The following is a 20,427-nucleotide window of genomic DNA, read 5'->3' on the forward strand; positions in this document are numbered from 1 at the left end:
TTACATCTGCTCCACGCTCACCCGTAATGCTGCCAGGGCTTTGCGTGTTGATCGCAACACCAGATCGCATTGCTCGATCGTTAACGTTAGCGGCGGTTCGATGCGGATCGTCTTGGCATTGTTCAGCGTCCCGGCGACCAGCACCCGCTGGCGGAACATCTCACTGGCAAAGTTATAGCCGATTTCATTATCGACAAACTCAATCGCCATCAACATGCCTTTGCCGCGTACATCGTGCACCAGATCCGGGTATTCCCGCGCAAGCTGGCGGAAACCATCCAGCAACATATCGCCTTTCTGCTCTGCCTGAGCCGGTAAATTTTGCTCCAGCAGGACGTTAATGGTGGCCAGCGCCGCCGCACAAGCGAGCGGGTTGCCGCCAAACGTAGTGGTATGCAGGAAAGGATTATCGAACAGGACGGAGAACACCTCTTCGGTGGCTATGGTTGCGCCAATCGGCATCACGCCGCCGCCCAACGCTTTTGCCAGACACATAATATCTGGCTGCACGTTTTCGTGCTCGCAGGCGAACATTTTGCCGGTACGACCCATGCCGGTCTGCACTTCGTCAAGGATCATCAGCGCGCCAAACTCATCACAGAGCTTACGAACGGCGGTCAAATACCCTTGCGGCGGCAGGATCACGCCCCCTTCGCCCTGAATAGGCTCAAGGATCACGGCGGCGACGTCGTCACCGGTCTTTTTACACTCGCTGAGCATGGTACGCATCGCGTTAATATCGCCAAATGGCACATGGCGGAATCCCGGCAGCAGCGGCATAAAGGGTTTACGGAAGGTGGATTTCGCCGTGGCGGATAGCGCGCCGAGGGATTTACCATGGAATGCGCCGCTGGTGGCAATAAATGTAAATTTACCGCGCGGCGATTGATACGCTTTCGCCAGCTTCAGGGCGGCTTCAACCGACTCGGTCCCGCTGTTACAGAAAAAACTGTATTTCAGTTTACCGGGCGCCAGTGCGGCGAGGGTTTTTGCCAGCATGGCCCGCAACGGGTCAAGTAACTCCTGGCTGTGCAGAGGTTGTTTCGCGAGTTGGTTCTGTACGGCGGAAACCACGACTGGATTACGGTGCCCCACGTTGAAAATGCCAAAACCGCCCAGGCAATCAACAAACTCCTGTCCCTGGGTGTCGACAAGCGTATTAAGGCTTCCCGCTTGCCACTCTACGGCTCCGTAATCCCCGCCTGCAGTTACAGATTTTCGATACTCTAAGAACCCCGGATTGACATGCTCCTTAAAGTACTCAATCACCTCGCGGTTTAATGATTTCATTTCCTCATGATCAAGCGTGCGCTTTTCGATGAGATTCAGTGCGTGTGCGCTGCAGGCCAGGGCCGATGCGCTGGAAGGTAACCTGTTCAAAATATGCTCCCGGAGCTGGCGTATCACATGATACTGATTTAAGTATTGCAGGGATTGCGCCATTCCGGCGCGCTTAGCAAAAATCGGGATAAACACCAGGAAATATCTCATTTGTGCAACATTTAATGCCAGTATTTAACATTTGCTGGCGTTTTGCCCAGATTTGGCACCTGAAAACAGATCGAATAAACGCGTATTTGCGCTAAAAATGGGCAATGTTTGCACTGTCACGGTGCGGGAGAAGACGTGCAATTGAATAGTTACCTAATGAAAGTATTTTAAATCAACGAATTAGAATGCGTACAGATTTTGAGGTTTAATCGCAAATTGCGATCTAAATCAAATTTAACAACTAAAGATAAAAAGATTATCGCCGAAATAACATAAGCCGAAAGAGTTAACAACCAGATAACCTGCACAGGACGCAACCATGTCTGCTCATCCCTACGTTAGTCAGCAAAATACACCGCTGGATGATGATATCACCCTCATGTCCACCACCGACTTACAAAGCTATATCACTCATGCTAACGATACCTTTGTCCAGGTCAGCGGCTATCAACTGAATGAATTGCTCGATAAGCCGCACAACCTGGTTCGTCATCCGGACATGCCAAAAGCGGCATTTGCGGATATGTGGTACACCCTCAAACAGGGTGAGCCGTGGAGCGGCATTGTGAAAAACCGGCGTAAGAATGGCGATCACTACTGGGTGAGGGCCAACGCGGTGCCGATGGTGCGGGAAGGGCGAGTGACCGGGTATATGTCGATTCGCACCCGGGCAACTGACGAAGAGATTGCGGCAGTAGAGCCTTTATATAAGGCGCTGAATGAAGGACGTTGCAATCGACGTATTCATAAAGGTTTGGTGGTACGCAAAGGCTGGCTGGGTAAACTCCCGGCACTGCCGATTCGCTGGCGGGTACGCAGCGTGATGGCATTAATGTTTGTCGTACTGGCGACCGCATTGCAGCAAATGGGCGCCGAATGGCCGTTACTGTTGATGAGTGCGTTGGTAATGCTGCTGGGGACGGCTATTTTCGAATGGCAAATTGTGCGTCCCATCGAGAATGTCGCGCGTCAGGCGTTGAAAGTGGCGACCGGTGAGCGCAACAGCGTGTCGCATCTTAACCGCAGCGATGAACTGGGCTTGATGCTGCGAGCGGTGGGGCAACTGGGGTTAATGTGCCGTTGGCTCATCCATGATGTCTCCAGCCAGGTGAGTTGTGTGCGCAGCGACAGCGAAACGCTGGCGAAAGGCAGTGATGATTTAAACAAGCATACGCAGCAGACCGTAGAGAATGTGCAGGAAACGGTGGCCACCATGAATCAGATGGCGGCGTCGGTGAAACAAAATTCTGAGACCGCCGCCGCAGCCGATAAACTCTCGATTGCTGCCAGCAGCGCGGCAACGCACGGCGGCGAGGCGATGGATACCGTCATCAAAACCATGGATGATATTGCCAACAGCACTCAGCGGATCGGCACCATTACCACGCTGATTAACGATATTGCTTTCCAGACCAATATTCTGGCTTTGAACGCCGCCGTTGAAGCCGCGAGGGCGGGCGAGCAGGGCAAAGGCTTCGCCGTAGTGGCGGGAGAAGTGCGTCATCTTGCCAGTCGTAGCGCCAGTGCAGCCAATGATATTCGCAAGCTGATTGATGCCAGCGCCGATAAGGTGCAGTCCGGCTCCGATCAGGTGCACGCCGCGGGGCGCACGATGGACGATATTGTGGCGCAGGTGCAAAACGTCACTCAGTTGATCGCCCAAATCAGCCACTCAACGCTGGAACAGTCCGATGGTCTTTCCAGCCTGACTCGTGCGGTGAATGAATTGAGTAGCATCACGCAGAAAAACGCCGAACTGGTTGAAGAGAGTGCCCAGATTTCCGCGATGGTGAAACATCGCGCGGGTCGTCTGGAAGATGCGGTTACGGTGCTGCATTAATCTTAACCACAGCAGGCGCAACGCCGGACACGGGTTCCGCCTGCTGCGCAGATTAATCTAACTGAGTAATGTCCAGCGCGGCGCGATCGATAATACCAATGATTTTTTTGATCTGCGCCTCGCTGGTATCACCATGATTGACGCGTAGGTCCAGCACAGCTTTGAAGTTCTCCAGCGCGCGTTTCATCTGTGGATTTTTACGTAATTCAAAACCCACACAGCGGGCTTTAATACGTTCGTGGATATGTTCCAGATGTTCGCGGTTCTCATCCAGCCACTGCAGACCTTGAGTCGTGATGGCAATTTGCTTACGCCCGCCTTCCTCGTCGCTGATGGCGATCAGGGCCTGATCCTGCAACAGATCCAGCGTCGGATAGATAACGCCCGGGCTCGGGGTGTAGTTACCCTGGGTCAGGGTTTCAATCGCTTTAATCAGTTCATAGCCGTGGCTGGCGTCGCGGGTCAGGATATCCAGAATCACCAGGCGCAATTCGCCGTGACCGAAGAAGCGCTGGCGACGACCACCACCTCCGCCGCGACCGTGGCGGCGTCCGCAACCCTGTTCGTGGTGATGTTCCTGGTGACAGCCTGCGTGGCGATGCTCTTCACTTTTGCAGCAGCCTGCATGGTGCTCACTGTGGCGGCTTTCGTGGTGATGTCCTTCACCCTTGCAGCAGCCTTCGTGTTGGTGCTCTGTATGTTTACAGCAACCTTCATGATGGTTTTGCATCATCGTCTCCTGATGTTATTTAGATATATCTAATTTATATCTAAAGTTTATCGGCTTGCAAGTCTATAAAATAATTTTTTGTTTAATTTGATGATTATTAATGGTTTTCATGGATTGCTGATAGCTGTTTAATCACAAGCTGACTATATCAAAAAAGTGCTTGCAATCTTTTTGATTAGCAATCATTATCATTTAAAAGTAAATTTAGATATATCGTATTATCTTCACGAAGGCGAAAAAATGACAAAAAACACCTCACGCTACCCACAGCGCGTTCGCAATGAACTGCGCTTCCGTGAACTTACCGTCCTGCGCGTAGAACGTATTAGCGCGGGTTTTCAGCGCATCGTACTGGGCGGTGACGCGCTGGACGGTTTTAGCTCGCACGGTTTTGATGACCATACCAAGGTCTTTTTCCCGGAGCCGGGCAGCCATTTTGTGCCGCCTGTTGTCACCGATGAAGGCATTGTCTGGGCTGACGGCGTACGTCCGCTCTCCCGTGACTACACGCCGTTGTATGACGAAGCGCGCCATGAGCTGGCACTGGATTTTTATATTCATGACGGTGGCGTGGCGAGCACATGGGCGATGAATGCTCGCGAGGGTGACAAGCTGACGATCGGTGGTCCGCGCGGTTCTTTGGTGGTGCCAGAGGATTATGCGTATCAGGTTTACGTGTGTGATGAATCAGGAATGCCCGCGCTGCGCCGACGGCTGGAGTCGCTCAGCCGTTTAGCGGTACGCCCGAACGTAACGGCGCTGGTAAACGTGCAGGATGCGGCGTATCAGGACTATTTTGCCCATCTCGACGAGTTTACTATTCAGTGGTTTATCGGCCATGACGAACAGGTGGTGAACGAACATTTATCGCGGCTGAACGTGCCCGCAGACGATTATTTCATCTGGATTACCGGCGAAGGCAAGGCGGTAAAAAACCTCAGCGTTCGCTTTGAAACCGAGGCGTTCGATCAGCAACTGGTGCGCGCAACGGCTTACTGGCATCAACGCCGTTAATCAGTAATTCGATGGCGGCACGCCAAACGCCTGGCGAAATGCATAGCTAAATGCCGCGGTGCTGGAATACCCCACATCCAGCGCCACGGTGGTTATGCTTTTATTTTTCTTCAGCATTAATACCGATTCCAGAATACGCATTTTTTGCTTCCAGACGCTGAAGGGCAATCCGGTTTCTTTTTTGAAATGGCGTGAAAAGGTACGGGCTGACATGCCCAGATGCTGCGCCCAGTATTCTACTGAGTGCTCCAGGGCCGGGGATTCCTGAATTGTCCGGCACACTTTGGTTAATTCGCGATCGTGTGGCCAGGGTAATACAAAAGCGACTTCCGGGAGCTGCAGAATAATATCGACCAGAACACTAACCAGCTTACCCTCTTTTGACTGGCTATCATAATGGCCCGAAATTAAATTGGTGGCGTAATGAATAAACTCTCTGGCGAAATCACTGATCGCCACCACTTTACATTCATTGATGCTCTCTTCAAGAAAACCCGGCTTAATATCCAGATTCTCTAAATACACATCATCCAGTGCCCAGACCGCATGCTCGGTATTATTGGGGATCCAGATGCCATAATGCGCTGGAATTATCCAGCATTTGCCGGCGACATCAATTCGCATGCTGCCTTTACGGGCGAAATGAAACTGCATAAAAGAGTGCGAATGCAGCGGAACATGATGGTTGGCTTCCAGGACATAAGAACGGAAGTACACGTCCTGCGGCAGCTCCGTAATGGAGTTATCGGGAAATGAATTCCACTGTTTTTGCGCGAGAGTCTCCATAAATAAATCGTCAATGCTCCCGGTGATGTGTCTGCTATTCGATAGATCTTGTCCGCAGATCATAATACATGCATTCAGTTTTCCATAATAATCTTGCGTAACGATTTTTAGCCCACTTTGGTAAATACCATGAACACGCTTTGTTCAGATGCTGTCATCGTCAATGAAACAAATGATAACTGGACCCGAATGGGGAAAGAGCTGCTTTCGCAAGCGGATATCCAGATTAATGGCTCTCGTGCCTGGGATATTCAGCTTCATCATGCCGGTTTCTTTAAGCGGGTACTGCAACAAGGCTCGTTAGGGCTGGGTGAAAGCTATATGGAAGGCTGGTGGGACTGCGAGCGGCTCGATATTCTGTTCTGCAAAATTCTCAAAGCAAAACTCGACCAGCAAATGCCGGGCAACCTGAAAGATATTTTACGCATTGCCAGCGCCCGCCTGTTTAATTTGCAGTCGCGGAGCCGCGCGTGGATTGTCGGTAAAGAGCATTATGATATTGGGAACGATCTTTTTGCGCTGATGCTGGATCCGCACATGCAATATTCCTGTGGTTACTGGAAAGACGCCACCACATTAGACGAAGCGCAAAATGCCAAATTGAAAATGATTTGTGAGAAGCTACAACTCAAACCGGGTATGCGTTTACTCGATATCGGTTGTGGCTGGGGCGGACTGGCGGAATATGCAGCGCGTCATTATGGCGTGGCGGTCGAAGGCGTCACTATCTCTAAAGAGCAGCAGAAAATGGCGCAACAGCGCTGTGAAGGGCTGGACGTTAACATTCTGCTGCAGGATTATCGTGACCTCGATAAACACTACGATCGCATTGTTTCCGTGGGGATGTTCGAACACGTCGGGCCGAAAAACTATGACACCTATTTCAGCATCGCCGACCGTTGTTTAAAACCGGACGGGCTGTTCCTGCTGCATACCATTGGCAGCAACAAAAAGGGGATGAGCGTCGATCCGTGGATCAATAAATACATTTTCCCGAACGGTTGCTTACCGGCGATTTCGCATATTGCCGAGGCCAGCGAATCGCGCTTTGTCATGGAAGACTGGCATAACTTTGGCAGCGATTACGATAAAACGCTGATGGCCTGGCATGAGCGTTTTAATCAGGCATGGCCGGAGCTGTCTTCACGTTACTCCGCCACCTTCAGAAGAATGTTTAATTACTATTTATGCGCCTGCGCTGGGGCTTTCCGCGCCAGAGATATTGAGCTTTGGCAGGTACTGTTTAGTCGCGGCGTAGAGGGCGGCATCCGCGTTTACCGTTAACGTTCTGCCTGATGCGCGAAGCGCGTCAGGCATTTATCACTTAACCCAACTCACTCTCTGCCAGCGCTTTAAATACCATTGCGACGGCATGCGCGCCGGGGTCCATATTACCCAACAAGCTTTCGCTGCTCAGATACGATGCGCGACCCGCATTGGCTTTGCTCGACAGGCAGGTTCGTTCGGCTCCGGCTTGCGCGGCGTCAAAAGCGGCATGCAGGTTGTGCGGCTGCGCCAGCAGTGAGGTCAGTGCGGGTTGCAGGGCATCTATCATGGTGCGATCGCCTTCGTCTGCGCCGCCGTAGAACTTCATCTGCGCCAGACCTGTATTCAGCGCTTCGGCAACGTTAGCTCCCTGCTCCAGTTTCTGCCCGGCGGCAGTAAAGAAAATAGACATCAGCACGCCGCTGGAACCGCCCATCACCACGGTCAGACGTTCGCCAATCAACGCGAACAGCGTGGCAAGGTCATCCAGCGGAAGCTGCTGACGCTGCAGCAGACTGGCAATTTCACGCGCGCCGGCGGCAAAGGTTGAACCCGTATCGCCATCGCCGACTTTGGCATCCAGCGCGTTGAGATGTGCTTCCAGACCGGAAAGCGTTCCGGTGATAAGCTCCACAATCCCGGCGACCAGCGCGTTGGCAGAGGGCTGGAATTCCACGCGCGCGCTGCGCTGGGATGATGGCGCGTAGCTGATTTCACGCGGTGGGACGGGAGTCGGCCAGTTGCTGGTTTCCACTTCGGTCAGCAGCGCTTTTTCGATGCTCTCTTCGAGCACGATGGCCGTCAGTGAGAATCCTTTCATATCCAACGCGGTGACCAGCGAGGCCGGACCAATCAGCCAGTCGATACGCGGGTACAGCGGACTGCTTGCCAGTTCGCGGGTGATAATAGCCATTTCCGCAACGGACACGCCGCCAAGATTGTTAATCATCACCGCCACTCTGCCGGTTTCAGGCAGGGCCGTCAGCAGTTTATCCACCATCAGATTCACCACCTGCGCACTGTTTTGCGTATCGATAACCGAGGCTCCCGGTTCGCCGTGAATCCCCATGCCCAGCTCTGCATGACCCGGATGATGGCGCGGCGCGGCGTCGGTTTCTTGCGGCAGATGGCAGCTGGAAAGCGCAACACCCAGGCTGAAGGTGTTGTTGGCTGCGTACTGCGCTTCACGCAGGACGGTGGCGAGGTTGTAGCCGCGTTCAGCGAAATAGCCGGCGATTTTATGCACCAGGATGGTTCCCGCAATGCCACGCGGATGTTTGTTATCCGGCAGGGAGATATCGTCACCGACTATCAGCATTTCAACGTTGTAGCCCAGGCGTCGCGCTTTCTCGGCGGCGAGACCGAAATTAAGACGGTCACCAGTGTAGTTCTTCACGATCAACAGACAGCCAGCCTCACCGGTCACTGCTTGAATAGCGGTCAGTACCGCATCCACGCTCGGGGAGGCGAACACGTCGCCGCAGACCGCCGCGGTCAGCATTCCTTTGCCGATAAACCCAACGTGCGCGGGTTCGTGTCCTGAACCGCCGCCGGAGATAACCGCCACGTTATTTTTGTTAAGGTCGCGGCGAACCACGATGCGAATGGCCGGATCGCTCTCCAGACGCGCCAGGTTATTCCACGGGCTGGTGATAATTGTACCGTCGATCACGTCGCTAACGAGATGGGGGCGTTGATTAAAAAAGAATTGAGACATAACGGCTCCTCGAGGTTGAGTGTAAGACAAACCCCCGAATGCATGTTCATGGTGCGGAGGCGATAGAGAGATTCTGGCGAAGTCAGCCTGGAAAAAAACAACGCGAAAATGAGTTTCATTACGAAACGTGATTGCTGTTTTTTGTTCCGAAATGAAACTTAATTAGGCGAGAAATCATCACAATGCGAACCAGCTCGACTTTTTTCTCCTGCGATCAGAGCAGGCCACACGGCGCAGTCAGTCTTTTTTGCGGGGTTTTACGCAGGATGGCGCGTAATTGGGGAAATTTATCATCGTGTTTGTCGGTGATTTCGCGGTAAAGGAACGGATCGAGATCGCAAACCTCATTATTTTTGTGGTTAAGTGTTCCAATATGAAACGCATGTCATTTTTATCTGTTCCATATCAGAACAAAATGACGAAAGATTTTTTTGTGCACGCCTCGCCATACAGTTATTACATCGCTCCGGTACGTCCGCTTTCGCCGTCAACATCAGGCTAAACGGGTTAACGCCAGGGCTCACCATGTAAAAACATGTACTTATTTGAGGATGAAAGGAATGCTAAAAGTTATTCAATCTCCAGCCAAATATCTCCAGGGTCCTGACGCTTCTACCTTATTTGGTCAATACGCTAAAAATCTGGCTGACAGCTTTTTCGTGATTGCGGACGACTTCGTGATGAAGCTGGCGGGAGAAAAGGTACTCAATGGTCTGCATAGCCATGACATTAGCTGCCACGCGGAACGCTTCAACGGTGAATGCAGCCATGTTGAAATTAATCGCCTGATTGCCATTCTGAAAAAACACGGTTGCCGTGGTGTGGTTGGGATTGGCGGTGGGAAAACGTTAGATACCGCCAAAGCGATTGGTTATTACCAGAAGCTGCCGGTAGTAGTGATCCCAACTATCGCATCTACCGATGCGCCAACCAGCGCGCTGTCCGTTATCTATACCGAAGCGGGTGAGTTTGAAGAGTATCTGATCTACCCGAAAAACCCGGATATGGTGGTGATGGATACCGCAATTATTGCCAAAGCGCCGGTACGTCTGCTGGTGGCCGGGATGGGCGATGCGCTCTCGACCTGGTTTGAAGCGAAAGCCTGTTATGACGCTCGGGCGACCAGCATGGCGGGCGGGCAGTCCACCGTGGCGGCGCTGAGCCTGGCGCGCCTGTGCTATGATACCCTGCTGGCGGAAGGCGAAAAGGCACGCTTAGCCGCCCAGGCTGGTGTGGTGACCGATGCGCTGGAACGTATTGTCGAAGCCAACACCTACCTCAGCGGTATCGGTTTTGAAAGCAGCGGACTTGCGGGGGCACATGCCATCCATAACGGCTTTACGATTCTGGAAGAGTGCCACCATCTGTACCACGGTGAAAAAGTCGCCTTTGGTACGCTGGCGCAGCTGGTGCTGCAGAACAGCCCGATGGAAGAGATCGAAACCGTGCTGAATTTCTGTCAGAAAGTGGGCCTGCCGGTAACGTTAGCGGAAATGGGCGTAAAAGATGACATTGATGGCAAGATCATGGCCGTGGCTAAAGCCACCTGCGAAGAAGGTGAAACCATTCACAATATGCCGTTCCCGGTGACGCCTGAAAGCGTACATGCCGCTATTTTGACGGCAGACCTGCTGGGACAGCAGTGGCTGGCGCGTTAATCGGGCATAGGTAAATTTACCCAGCATCTTCTCCCCCTCTGACAGTCTCTGCCGGAGGGGTTGTCTATGGCAAAACAGCGGAAATGGATATGACGGCGCACACGCAAAGCATCGGGCAGGAAGTCTCTTCGGTTCTCGCCCAGTCATGGCATCGTTGCAGCAAGTTTATGCAGCGGGAAACCTGGCAGGCGCCGCATCAGGCGCAAGGGTTGACCTTTGAGTCGATTTGTCGTCGTAAGACGGCGCTGCTCACGATTGCGCAGGCCGCGCTGGAAGATGCCTGGGAGTTTATGGACGGTCGTCCGTGCGCGCTGCTGATTCTGGATGAATCGGCCTGTATTCTCAGCCGTTGCGGCGATCCGCAGACGATAGAACAGCTGGCGGAGCTTGGGTTTCGCGACGGCAGCTATTGCGCGGAAAGCATTATCGGCAGCTGTGCGCTGTCGCTGGCGACAATGCCGGGCCAGCCGACAAAAACCTCTGGCGCTCAGCACTTTAAACAGGCGCTGCATCCGTGGTCGTTTTGCTCGACGCCAGTGTTCGATAACCATGGGCGTCTGTTTGGCTCCATCTCATTATGCTGTCTGGTAGAACATGAGTCCGTTTCTGATTTATCCCTGACGCTGGCGATTGCCAGAGAAGTCGGCAATTCATTGCTGACCGACAGTCTGCTGGCAGAGTCCAACCGCCATCTGAATCAGATGTACGGGCTGCTGGAGAGCATGGATGATGGCGTGATGGCCTGGAATGAGCAGGGAGTGTTGCAGTTCCTCAATGCGCGCGCAGCGCTGCTTTTGCATCTCGATGCGCAGGCCAGCCAGGGCAAAAACATTCACGACCTGCTCAATATGCCTATGCTGCTGCGTCGGGCAATTAAACATGCCCGCGGTCTGAATCACGTCGAAGTCACTTTTGAAAGCCAGCACCAGTTTGTTGACGCCGTCATCACCCTGAAGCCGATTGTTGAGGAGCAGGGCAACAGCTTTATCCTGCTGCTGCATCCGGTGGAGCAAATGCGCCAGCTGATGACCAGCCAGCTTGGTAAGGTGAGCCACACCTTTGAGCAGATGTCGACGGACGATCCAGAAACCCGACGCTTGATCCATTTTGGTCGCCAGGCGGCAAGGGGGAGTTTCCCGATCCTGCTGTGTGGGGAAGAGGGCGTAGGGAAAGAGCTGCTGAGCCAGGCCATTCACAATGAAAGCGAACGCGCCAGCGGGCCGTATATTGCCGTGAACTGTCAGCTGTATGCCAACAGCGTGCTGGGGCAGGATTTTATGGGCAGTGCGCCCACCGATGATGAAAATGGTCGGTTGAGCCGCCTTGAGCTGGCGAACGGCGGCACACTGTTTCTGGAGAAAATTGAATATCTGGCGCCGGAGCTGCAATCCGCGCTGTTACAGGTGATTAAGCAGGGGGTGTTAACCCGTCTTGATGCCCGTCGGCTGATTCCGGTGGATGTGAAAGTGATCGCCACCACTACGGTTGATCTCGCTAACCTGGTGGAGCAAAACCGCTTTAGCCGCCAACTGTATTACGCGCTGCACTCTTTTGAGATTGTTATCCCGCCGCTACGAGCGCGGCGTAACAGTATTCCCTCGCTGATTTATACGCGACTGAATAGCCTGAAAAAACGCTTTTCATACAGCCTGAAGATCGACGATGACGCGCTGGCACAACTGGTGGCTTATTCGTGGCCGGGCAATGACTTCGAGCTGAACAGCATTATCGAAAACATCGCCATCAGTAGCGATAACGGGCATATTCGGCTGAGTAATTTACCTGATTATCTGTTTGCCGAGCGCCCCGGTCTGGAGACCGCGTCTTCCCTGCTGCCAGCCAGCCTGACGTTTACCGCTATCGAAAAAGAGGCGATTATCCATGCCGCCCGTGTCACTAGTGGGCGAGTACAGGAGATGTCGCAACTGCTGAATATTGGTCGCACCACCTTGTGGCGTAAGATGAAGCAGTACGACATCGACGCCAGCCAGTTTAAGCGCAAACATCTGGAGTAGTTTCTTCGATTCTGGCCATTGAGAACAGCGCATCCGACAGCCGGTTGATATAACGCTTGGGTTCATCGCGTAACGTCAGCGTTCTGTCCATCGCGATGAGGATCCGCTCCAGCCGCCGTGCCAGGGTGCGCGCAACGTGTAGCTGTGCCGATGCCAGATTTTTCCCCGGAATGACAAATTCTTTCAGGGGGCCGCTCTGCGCCATATTGCGGTCAATAAGTTGCTCCAGCGCCTGAATATCCTCGGCATTAATCGTCTGCGTTAAGCGGGCGAGACCTTTCTCATCGCTGGCGAGTTCCGCCCCCAGCACAAACAGCATCTTCTGGATGGCATGCAGATCCTGGCGTAATTCTGCCTGGCGCGAGCTGGCATAGCAGACGCCAAGTTGGGAAATCAGTTCATCCACCGTACCATAGGCGTTAACGCGGATGTCGTCTTTGTCGATACGACTGCCGCCAAACAGCGCGGTCGTGCCTTTATCACCGGTTCGGGTATAGATGCGGTACATTTATTTTATCTCGCTAAAGGGAAGCACTTTGACCAGTTGGCCTGCATTGGCGCCGAGTGTGCGGATGTGGGCTATCCCGGCGGCGATATGCCCGCGGACCAGCGCCCGATCCTCGGGTAGCTGGGCGTGGGTTAGGGCAATATCACCACAGGCGCTGAGGCCGAGACCCACGCGTAGCGTTGAGCTTTTAGCCGCCAGCTTGCTGAGGGCCAGCGCGCAGTCATGCTCGTCGCAACAGATTGTCCGGCAAGGGACGCCTTGCTCTTCCAGCCCCCAGCATAGTTCATCAAGCACGCGCGTATCCTGCCAGCGTGAGTGATAAAACAGATGTACGCCCGGTGATGAAAGTGACATTGCGCCCCCTTATTTATCAGAATGCCTGACGGAAGATCTCGGCAATTTCTTTCTCGTTCCCTTTACGCGGGTTGGAGAAGGCATTGCCGTCTTTCAGCGCCATTTCCGCCATATACGGGAAATCGGCTTCTTTGACGCCCAGCTCGCGCAGATGCTGCGGAATACCGATATCGGCAGAGAGGCGAGCGATGGCGCGAATCGCCAGCTCAGCGGCATCCATGGTGGACAGACCGTCGGTGTTCTCACCCATAAACTCCGCGATGTCGGCAAATTTCTCCGGATTAGCGATCAGGTTATAGCGTGCCACGTGCGGCAGCAGGACGGCGTTTGCTACGCCGTGCGGCATGTCGTACAGACCGCCAAGCTGATGCGCCATCGCGTGAACGTAGCCAAGGTTGGCGTTGTTGAAGGCCATACCCGCCAGCAAAGAGGCATAGGCCATGTTCTCGCGAGCTTTCAGGTTGCTGCCCAGCGCTACGGCCTGGCGTAAGTTGCGGGCGATCAGACGAATTGCCTGGATCGCGGCGGCGTCGGTAACCGGGTTGGCATCTTTTGAAATATAGGCCTCAACGGCGTGGGTCAGGGCGTCCATTCCGGTTGCCGCAGTCAGTGGCGCAGGTTTGCCGAGCATCAGCAGTGGGTCATTGATGGAAACCGACGGCAGGTTGCGCCAGCTGACAATCACAAACTTCACTTTGGTTTTGGTATTGGTCAGCACGCAGTGGCGGGTGACTTCGCTGGCGGTACCGGCGGTGGTATTCACCGCGACGATCGGCGGCAGCGGATTGGTCAGAGTTTCAATCCCGGCATAGCTATAGAGATCGCCTTCGTGCGTCGCTGCGATGCCGATGCCTTTACCGCAGTCATGCGGGCTACCACCGCCGACGGTAACGATGATATCGCATTGCTCTTTACGAAAAACTTCCAGGCCGTCGCGCACGTTGGTGTCTTTAGGGTTTGGCTCGACGCCGTCAAACACCACCACGTCAATACCGGCTTCACGCAGATGTTCGAGGGTTTTATCAACCGCGCCGTCCTTAATGGCTCGCAGACCTTTATCAGTCACCAGCAGCGCTTTTTTACCGCCCAACAGTTTGCAGCGTTCGCCAACGACGGAAATAGCATTCGGGCCAAAAAAGTTCACATTTGGCACCAGGTAATCAAACATACGATAGCTCATAATTTACCTTCTTAGATTTAAATTATAATTCAGAGAAACAATTCAGTGCGGTTTGCGCTAATAACATGTCTTGTTCGACAGTACCGCCACTTACGCCGACAGCACCGATTAATTTATCGTTTAACATGACAGGTAAGCCGCCGCCAAAAATAACAATGCGCTGTTGATTTGTTAGCTGTAAACCATATAGTGACGCACCCGGTTGTACCGCGTCGGTAATTTCATGGGTCCCCTGCCGCAGACAGCAGGCGGTATACGCTTTATTAAGAGAAATATCACAACTGGTGACAAATGCGTCGTCCATGCGTTGCATCAGCAGCGTGTTGCCGCCGCGATCCACCACGGAAAAGACCACCGGCACGTTGATCTCAAGCGCTTTAGCCTCGACGGCCTGCGCCATTTTTTTCGCCGCCGCCAGCGTAATGGTGGCGATTGGTTGGCTCTTATTCACAGTCTCTCCTGAAAATGTTGTAGGGCTGAGGTCACGAAAATATCGCGATACAGCTATTTTTTATCATTGGGTTTGGCTTTATTTTCTCGCCGCGCGTTATTAAGTCAATAGGGTGAAAATTTAAAAAGTATTAATTTAATTTTGTGTGTTGGTGTTTATTGATAATGATCATTTAACTTCGTCACAATTCGCTCCGGATATTCCTGAGAACCGTTTCAATATGGAACAGTGAATTTTTATTACGTGCCAAATTGGAACGAAATTAATTTTATTTTTTTATTGCTGTGCTCATTTAGAGTTCGGCCATTGCTGATGAAAGGCGAATGCCGGGTGGTGTGTCCCCGGCAATACGGCCCGGCGTCCCTATTTTTTATCTTTTGAGTCCATAAACTATGAGAAGATCAAAACGATTCGAAGTGCTTGCGAAGCGCCCTGTAAATCAGGATGGGCTTATTGGCGAATGGCCTGAAGAGGGGCTGATCGCCATGGAAAGCCCCTACGATCCGGCTTCGTCGGTGAAGGTAGAGAATGGTCGTATTGTTGAGCTGGACGGCAAGAGCCGCGCCGAGTTCGACATGATTGACCGTTTTATTGCCGACTACGCGATTAACGTGGCTGAAACTGAACGGGCAATGCGGCTCGACGCGCTGGAGATCGCCAGAATGCTGGTGGATATCCACGTTAGCCGGGAAGAGATTGTTGCTATTACCACCGCTATCACCCCGGCGAAAGCGGTGGAGGTGATGGCGCAAATGAACGTGGTGGAAATGATGATGGCGCTGCAAAAAATGCGCGCCAGACGCACGCCGTCCAACCAGTGCCATGTCACCAACCTGAAAGACAACCCGGTACAGATTGCCGCCGATGCGGCTGAAGCGGGGATCCGTGGCTTTTCCGAGCAGGAAACGACGGTCGGGATCGCCCGCTATGCGCCGTTTAACGCCCTGGCGCTGCTGGTCGGTTCCCAGTGCGGTCGCCCCGGCGTGCTCACGCAATGTTCCGTTGAGGAGGCGACTGAGCTGGAGCTGGGGATGCGCGGGTTAACCAGCTACGCCGAAACCGTGTCGGTATACGGTACAGAGTCGGTGTTTACCGACGGCGATGATACGCCGTGGTCCAAAGCGTTTCTCGCCTCGGCCTATGCGTCTCGCGGACTGAAAATGCGTTACACCTCTGGCACCGGTTCGGAAGCGCTGATGGGCTATTCCGAGAGTAAATCGATGCTCTATCTGGAGTCGCGCTGCATCTTTATCACCAAAGGCGCGGGCGTACAGGGGCTGCAAAACGGTGCGGTCAGCTGTATTGGCATGACTGGCGCGGTGCCGTCGGGGATCCGCGCGGTGCTGGCGGAAAACCTGATTGCCTCAATGCTCGACCTTGAAGTGGCCTCCGCCAATGACCAGACCTTTTCCCACTCTGATATTCGCCGTACCGCCCGTACCCTGATGCAAATGCTGCCGGGCACCGACTTTATCTTCTCCGGCTATAGCGCCGTACCGAACTACGACAACATGTTTGCCGGGTCGAACTTCGACGCGGAAGACTTCGATGATTACAACATTCTGCAACGCGATCTGATGGTTGACGGTGGTCTGCGTCCTGTAACCGAAGAAGAAACCATCGCCATCCGCAACAAGGCGGCACGCGCCATTCAGGCGGTGTTCCGCGAACTGGGCCTGCCGCTGATTAGCGATGAGGAGGTTGAGGCCGCCACTTATGCTCACGGCAGCAAAGATATGCCCGCGCGCAATGTGGTGGAAGATCTGGCTGCCGTGGAAGAGATGATGAAGCGCAATATCACCGGGCTGGATATCGTCGGCGCGCTAAGCCGTAGCGGCTTCGAAGATATCGCCAGTAACATTCTCAATATGCTGAGACAGCGCGTCACCGGTGATTACCTGCAAACGTCGGCCATTCTGGATCGCCAGTTTGAGGTGGTAAGCGCCGTTAACGACATTAATGATTATCAGGGACCAGGCACCGGCTATCGCATCTCCGCCGAGCGCTGGGCGGAAATTAAAAATATCGCGGGCGTGGTTCAGCCAGGCTCAATTGAATAAGGTGGTACACCGTGGAATGCACAACTGAATGTAAGCCGGTTTTCACCTTGCAGGTAAGCGAAGGCGAAGCGGCTAAAGCGGACGAACGCGTAGATGAAGTGGTGATTGGCGTCGGTCCGGCCTTTGATAAGCACCAGCACAAGACCCTGATTGATATGCCGCATAAGGCGATTCTTAAAGAGCTGGTGGCGGGGATCGAAGAAGAGGGGCTGCGTGCGCGGGTGGTCAGAATTCTGCGCACCTCGGATGTTTCTTTTATGGCGTGGGACGCGGCAAACCTCAGCGGTTCCGGCATTGGGATTGGTATCCAGTCGAAGGGAACCACGGTGATTCATCAGCGCGATCTGCTGCCGCTGAGTAACCTTGAACTGTTCTCTCAGGCTCCGCTGCTGACGCTGGAAACCTATCGCCAGATCGGTAAAAACGCCGCGCGCTATGCACGCAAAGAGTCGCCTTCGCCGGTGCCGGTGGTCAATGACCAGATGGTGCGCCCTAAATTTATGGCCAAGGCCGCGCTGTTTCACATCAAAGAAACCAAACATGTGGTGCAGGATGCTGCGCCTGTCACGCTGCATATTGCACTGGTGAGGGAATGACCATGAACGACAACATCATGACCGCGCAGGATTACCCATTAGCCACCCGCTGCCCGGAGAAAATCCAGACGCCTGGCGGGAAACCGTTAACCGACATTACCCTTGAGAATGTGCTGGCAGGCAAGGTCGGGCCGCAGGATGTGCGTATTTCTCAGCAAACGCTGGAGTACCAGGCGCAGATTGCCGAACAGATGCAGCGTCACGCCGTGGCGCGCAATTTCCGTCGCGCGGCGGAACTGATTGCCATCCCGGATGCTCGTATTCTGGAGATCTACAATGCGCTACGTCCGTTTCGTTCTTCATTCGCGGAGCTACAGGCGATTGCCGATGAGCTGGAGCACACCTGGCATGCCACGATGAACGCTGCCTTTGTCCGCGAGTCGGCAGAGGTGTATCAGCAGAGAAACAAGCTGCGTAAAGATAGCCAGTGACGGAGGGAGGTATGCCGTTAATCGCCGGGATTGATATCGGCAACGCCACTACCGAAGTGGCGTTGGCGCAGCATGGGCAGTTTATCGCCAGCGGGATTGTCGCCACCACGGGCATGAAAGGGACGCGGGACAACATTGCCGGGGTGGTCGCTTCTCTGCAGCAGGCACTGGATAAAACACCGTGGTCGCTTCAGGACGTGGCGAAAATCTGCATCAATGAGGCCGCGCCGGTGATTGGCGATGTGGCGATGGAAACCATCACTGAAACCATCATTACTGAATCGACAATGATTGGCCATAACCCGCAAACGCCGGGTGGCGTCGGCGTGGGGATGGGAACCACCATCAGCGTGGATAAGCTGGCATCAATGAGCGAGGATTGCTTTGCGCAGGGCTGGATCCCGCTGGTGGGTGAACAGATCGATTTCCTCGAAGCGGTCTGGCTTATCAATGCGGCGCTGGATCGTGGGATCAACGTGGTGGCGGCGATCCTGAAAAAGGATGATGGCGTACTGGTCAATAATCGCCTGCGTCGGGCAATGCCGGTGGTTGATGAAGTCACCTTACTTGAGAAGGTGCCGGAAGGCGTGCTGGCGGCAGTGGAAGTGGCGGCCGCCGGGCAGGTGGTGCGGGTATTGTCGAATCCTTACGGCATCGCAACCTTTTTTGCCCTGACGCCGGAGGAAACGCAAACCATCGTCCCCATCGCCAGAGCGCTGATTGGTAACCGCTCCGCCGTGGTGCTGAAAACGCCGCAGGGGGATGTGCAGTCGCGAACGATCCCGGCGGGTAAGATCTTTATCCGTGGCGAAAAGCGCGGCGGTGAAGCCGACGTAGCGCAGGGCGCGCAGGCCATTATGCAGGCGATGAGCGCCTGTGCGCCCGTGTGCGATATTCGCGGTGAAGCAGGTACGCACGCGGGCGGGATGCTTGAGAGGGTTCGTAAGGTAATGGCCTCACTGACCGGTCACGACATGAACGCCGTGCATATCCAGGATCTTCTGGCGGTGGATACGTTTATTCCCCGCGCGGTGCAGGGTGGCATTGCCGGGGAATGTTCAATGGAGAACGCCGTTGGCATTGCGGCGATGGTGAAATCCGATCGCTTACAGATGCAGGCTATCGCCAGCGAGCTAAGCGCCCGGTTAAATACCCCAGTTGAAGTCGGTGGTGTGGAAGCCAACATGGCCGTGGCTGGCGCGTTAACGACGCCTGGATGCGCCGCGCCGCTGGCGATCCTCGATTTAGGCGCAGGATCCACCGATGCCGCCATTATCAATAACGATGGCGTAGTGAAGGCGGTACACCTTGCCGGGGCGGGGAATATGGTCAGCCTGTTGATTCAAACGGAGCTCGGTTTAAGCGATCCGTTTTTGGCAGAGGAAATTAAAAAATACCCGCTGGCCAAAGTGGAGAGCCTGTTCAGCATTCGCCACGAGAACGGCGCGGTGGAGTTTTTTCGTGAACCGCTCAGCCCGTCAGTATTTGCCAAAGTGGTGTATTTGAAAGAGGGCGAGCTGATCCCGGTCGATAACCAGACCTCGCTGGAGAAGATTCGTCTGGTGCGCCGTCAGGCCAAAGAGAAAGTCTTTGTGACCAACTGTCTGCGCGCGTTACGTCAGGTCTCGCCCGGTGGCTCGATTCGCGATATCACTTTTGTGGTGCTGGTAGGTGGCTCATCGCTGGATTTTGAAATTCCGCAGATGATCACCGATGCGCTGGCGCAGTACGGCGTTGTCGCCGGGCAGGGTAATATCCGTGGTACTGAAGGCCCGCGCAATGCGGTGGCGACCGGGCTGGTTTTAGCCGGAGAAGCCAAAAAATAGTGCAGAAAACAGCCGCGCAAGCGTTTAGCTGCGGGGTAAGTCAAAGAAAGGCGATGTTCTCTTTGATATCCCGGCGGAGTTGGGTACATAGTATCAAGGTGTCTCTCACGTGGTTAATTTTAAGGATAAGAGCATGCCAACAGCAATTGAAAAAGCCTTGGATTTTATTGGTGGTATGAACACTTCGGCGTCAGTACCCCATTCAATGGACGAAAGCACCGCTAAGGGAATTCTAAAGTATTTGCATGACTTAGGTGTGCCAGCGAGTCCGGAAGTTGTGATGGCACGGGGTGAGCAGGAGGGATGGAATCCTGAGTTCACGAAAAAAGTGGCCGGATGGGCAGAAAAAGTCGCCTCCGGTAACCGCATCCTTATCAAAAACCCAGAGTATTTTTCGACCTATATGCAGGAGCAGCTCAAAGAACTCGTGTGAGCTGACTATTGAATAAAACGCTAACGGACGTTTCCATCTAAGTAGACTGGCCCCCTGAATCACCAGACAAC

General features: G+C 53.9%; 18 protein-coding genes. 10 read left to right on the forward strand and 8 right to left on the reverse strand.

What is annotated here, in order from left to right; all coding sequences use genetic code 11:
- Positions 1–1,380, reverse strand: a complete 1,380-nt coding sequence (ygjG, locus tag FDX14_RS14475) for a putrescine aminotransferase (RefSeq protein WP_167371260.1) — start codon at positions 1,378–1,380, stop codon at positions 1–3.
- Positions 1,381–1,810: 430 nt separating this feature from the next.
- On the opposite strand from ygjG, the gene FDX14_RS14480 reads away from it, so the two are divergent.
- Complete coding sequence (locus tag FDX14_RS14480; protein ID WP_137349717.1) at positions 1,811–3,331, forward strand: methyl-accepting chemotaxis protein; 1,521 nt, start codon at positions 1,811–1,813, stop codon at positions 3,329–3,331.
- 52 nt (positions 3,332–3,383) lie between these two features.
- Here FDX14_RS14480 and FDX14_RS14485 read toward each other — a convergent pair whose 3' ends face one another.
- Positions 3,384–4,064 (reverse strand): PadR family transcriptional regulator, encoded by a 681-nt coding sequence (locus FDX14_RS14485; protein WP_162267385.1) that lies wholly within the window; start codon positions 4,062–4,064, stop codon positions 3,384–3,386.
- A 237-nt stretch (positions 4,065–4,301) separates the two neighbouring features.
- Here FDX14_RS14485 and FDX14_RS14490 point away from each other — a divergent pair, with 237 nt between their 5' ends.
- A complete protein-coding gene (locus FDX14_RS14490; RefSeq protein ID WP_079225967.1) occupies positions 4,302–5,075 on the forward strand; it encodes a siderophore-interacting protein in 774 nt (257 codons plus the stop codon).
- On the opposite strand, the gene FDX14_RS14495 is transcribed toward FDX14_RS14490, so the two are convergent.
- Positions 5,076–5,861 (reverse strand): AraC family transcriptional regulator, encoded by a 786-nt coding sequence (locus FDX14_RS14495; protein WP_252182534.1) that lies wholly within the window; start codon positions 5,859–5,861, stop codon positions 5,076–5,078.
- Between the two features lie 129 nt (positions 5,862–5,990).
- Here FDX14_RS14495 and cfa point away from each other — a divergent pair, with 129 nt between their 5' ends.
- On the forward strand, positions 5,991–7,145 hold the full coding sequence (gene cfa, locus FDX14_RS14500; protein WP_079225968.1) for a cyclopropane fatty acyl phospholipid synthase: 1,155 nt from the start codon (positions 5,991–5,993) through the stop codon (positions 7,143–7,145).
- Positions 7,146–7,185: 40 nt separating this feature from the next.
- On the opposite strand, the gene FDX14_RS14505 is transcribed toward cfa, so the two are convergent.
- The gene (locus FDX14_RS14505; RefSeq protein ID WP_137349719.1) at positions 7,186–8,844 is read right to left on the reverse strand and encodes a glycerone kinase; all 1,659 of its coding nucleotides are present in this window, start codon (positions 8,842–8,844) and stop codon (positions 7,186–7,188) included.
- Positions 8,845–9,404: 560 nt separating this feature from the next.
- Between FDX14_RS14505 and FDX14_RS14515 the strand changes: the two genes are divergently transcribed.
- Positions 9,405–10,502, forward strand: a complete 1,098-nt coding sequence (locus FDX14_RS14515) for a glycerol dehydrogenase (protein ID WP_137349721.1) — start codon at positions 9,405–9,407, stop codon at positions 10,500–10,502.
- 89 nt (positions 10,503–10,591) lie between these two features.
- Positions 10,592–12,517 (forward strand): dihydroxyacetone kinase operon transcriptional regulator DhaR, encoded by a 1,926-nt coding sequence (gene dhaR, locus FDX14_RS14520; RefSeq protein ID WP_137349722.1) that lies wholly within the window; start codon positions 10,592–10,594, stop codon positions 12,515–12,517.
- Here the strand turns inward: dhaR and FDX14_RS14525 are convergent.
- The 4 genes from FDX14_RS14525 to FDX14_RS14540 are packed head-to-tail and all read right to left on the reverse strand — an operon-like array spanning position 12,495 to position 15,010.
- On the reverse strand, positions 12,495–13,025 hold the full coding sequence (locus tag FDX14_RS14525) for a cob(I)yrinic acid a,c-diamide adenosyltransferase (protein ID WP_042311088.1): 531 nt from the start codon (positions 13,023–13,025) through the stop codon (positions 12,495–12,497). The two genes, dhaR and FDX14_RS14525, sit on opposite strands and share 23 nt — an antisense overlap.
- Positions 13,026–13,379, reverse strand: a complete 354-nt coding sequence (locus FDX14_RS14530) for a glycerol dehydratase reactivase beta/small subunit family protein (RefSeq protein ID WP_137349723.1) — start codon at positions 13,377–13,379, stop codon at positions 13,026–13,028.
- A gap of 16 nt (positions 13,380–13,395) precedes the next feature.
- Positions 13,396–14,559: a 1,3-propanediol dehydrogenase gene (gene dhaT / locus FDX14_RS14535; RefSeq protein ID WP_042311086.1), complete on the reverse strand. Its 1,164-nt coding sequence runs from the start codon at positions 14,557–14,559 to the stop codon at positions 13,396–13,398.
- A 22-nt stretch (positions 14,560–14,581) separates the two neighbouring features.
- The gene (locus tag FDX14_RS14540; RefSeq protein ID WP_007372190.1) at positions 14,582–15,010 is read right to left on the reverse strand and encodes a GlcG/HbpS family heme-binding protein; all 429 of its coding nucleotides are present in this window, start codon (positions 15,008–15,010) and stop codon (positions 14,582–14,584) included.
- A 392-nt stretch (positions 15,011–15,402) separates the two neighbouring features.
- Here FDX14_RS14540 and FDX14_RS14545 point away from each other — a divergent pair, with 392 nt between their 5' ends.
- The 5 genes from FDX14_RS14545 (at position 15,403) to FDX14_RS14565 (ending at position 20,356) form a co-directional block, all read left to right on the forward strand.
- Complete coding sequence (locus tag FDX14_RS14545; protein WP_016243883.1) at positions 15,403–17,070, forward strand: propanediol/glycerol family dehydratase large subunit; 1,668 nt, start codon at positions 15,403–15,405, stop codon at positions 17,068–17,070.
- Between the two features lie 11 nt (positions 17,071–17,081).
- Positions 17,082–17,666, forward strand: coding sequence for a propanediol/glycerol family dehydratase medium subunit (locus FDX14_RS14550; RefSeq protein WP_137349724.1), 585 nt, complete (start codon positions 17,082–17,084; stop codon positions 17,664–17,666).
- A gap of 2 nt (positions 17,667–17,668) precedes the next feature.
- A complete protein-coding gene (locus FDX14_RS14555) occupies positions 17,669–18,097 on the forward strand; it encodes a diol dehydratase small subunit (RefSeq protein ID WP_137349725.1) in 429 nt (142 codons plus the stop codon).
- 11 nt (positions 18,098–18,108) lie between these two features.
- Positions 18,109–19,923 carry a diol dehydratase reactivase subunit alpha gene (locus FDX14_RS14560; RefSeq protein ID WP_137349726.1) on the forward strand — a complete coding sequence of 605 codons (1,815 nt, stop codon included), beginning with the start codon at positions 18,109–18,111 and terminating at the stop codon, positions 19,921–19,923.
- 109 nt (positions 19,924–20,032) lie between these two features.
- Positions 20,033–20,356, forward strand: a complete 324-nt coding sequence (locus tag FDX14_RS14565; RefSeq protein ID WP_001573898.1) for a DUF1889 family protein — start codon at positions 20,033–20,035, stop codon at positions 20,354–20,356.
- Positions 20,357–20,427: the final 71 nt, after the last annotated feature.

The sequence above is a fragment of the Citrobacter sp. wls710 genome (assembly GCF_005281115.1).
Lineage (GTDB): Bacteria > Pseudomonadota > Gammaproteobacteria > Enterobacterales > Enterobacteriaceae > Citrobacter > Citrobacter werkmanii.